1 protein-coding gene is annotated in these 1,147 nt (G+C 64.3%); it reads right to left on the bottom strand.

All coding sequences use genetic code 11. The annotated features are described in order from the left end of the window. Nucleotides 1-16: 16 nt before the first annotated feature. A complete protein-coding gene (locus ACFUEJ_RS24260) occupies nt 17-1,078 on the bottom strand; it encodes an IS110 family transposase (protein ID WP_068970515.1) in 1,062 nt (353 codons plus the stop codon). Between the last annotated feature and the right edge of the window lie 69 nt (nt 1,079-1,147).

Genomic DNA, 1,147 nt, shown 5'->3' on the forward strand with positions numbered 1-1,147 from the left:
GCTCATAGCTCCTATGTCAAGCGGCGGCGGGTGTTGGGTTGTCGGCTTTGCGGGTGCGGGCGTGGTGGTCGGTGGTGAGGTGGTTGTAGACGACGCGGGCGAGGCGGCGTTTGAGGCAGCGCATCGCCTCGCGAGGGGTCTTGTTTTCGGCCTTCTTCTTCTCGTAATAGGCGTGGCCGAGGGTGTCGGGCATGCGTGCCTGGGTCAGCGCGATGCGGTGGATCGCGGCATTGATCTGGCGGTTGCCAGACCGGGTGAGTCGATGGCGTCCGGGGTTGGCCGACCACACCGGCACTGGGGCGATTCCCGCGTGGCGGGCGAACTGGGCCTCCCCGGGGAAGCGGGTGATGTCGGCGGATTCGCCGAGGAGTTTCGCGGCGCTGAGCGCGCCACAGCCGGGCATCGCCAACAGGGTGGGCACCGCGTCGGAAACCTTCTTGGTGATCTCCTTTTCGACCTCATTGATCTCCACGGTCAGGTCGTAGATGGCGGCGACTTCCTTGCCGGCCAGGCGGGCATCGACACTGCTTTGAGGCTCCAGCCAGGTTTGCAGTGCTTTCTGATGCTTCTTCGCCGTCAACCCACCCTTTTTGATGTGGTACTCGGGATCGAGTTGATGCACCCGCCACAACACCCGGTTGATCTTCGAGGTTCGTTCGCGCACAAGGCAATCCCGATAGTCCACGAGAGCTTTCATCTCGTAGGACACGGCATCGTGAGACGCCACCGGAAGGTCGGGTTCGCGTGCAGCGGCCCGAGCCACAGCCAACGCGTCGATCGGATCGGACTTGCCGCGTTCACGTCCGGTACGCCGATGTTCGGCCATCAAGTGCGGCGCTACCCGCACCACCTTCTGATCCGCGCCCAGCAGGTCGCGTTCCAGCCGGGCCGACATGTTGCGGCAGTCCTCGATGGCCCACAACACCTCGGTACCGAAACGAGCGTGAGCCCACTGCATGGCTGTGCGGTGACCGGCCGTCGTGGCCGGCACCACCGTGGATCCGAGTTGTTTACCGACAGCGTCGACCGCGACGAAGGTGTGCGTGCGCTTGTGCACATCGGCACCGATAACGATCATGGAAGATGCCTTCCTGTCAGAGTGGAGTGGCGACAGTCGGGCCGGTCGGCGGACACATCTCAGTCGGGG

It is taken from the genome of Gordonia sp. NPDC057258 (assembly GCF_042668985.1).
Lineage (GTDB): Bacteria > Actinomycetota > Actinomycetes > Mycobacteriales > Mycobacteriaceae > Gordonia > Gordonia hongkongensis.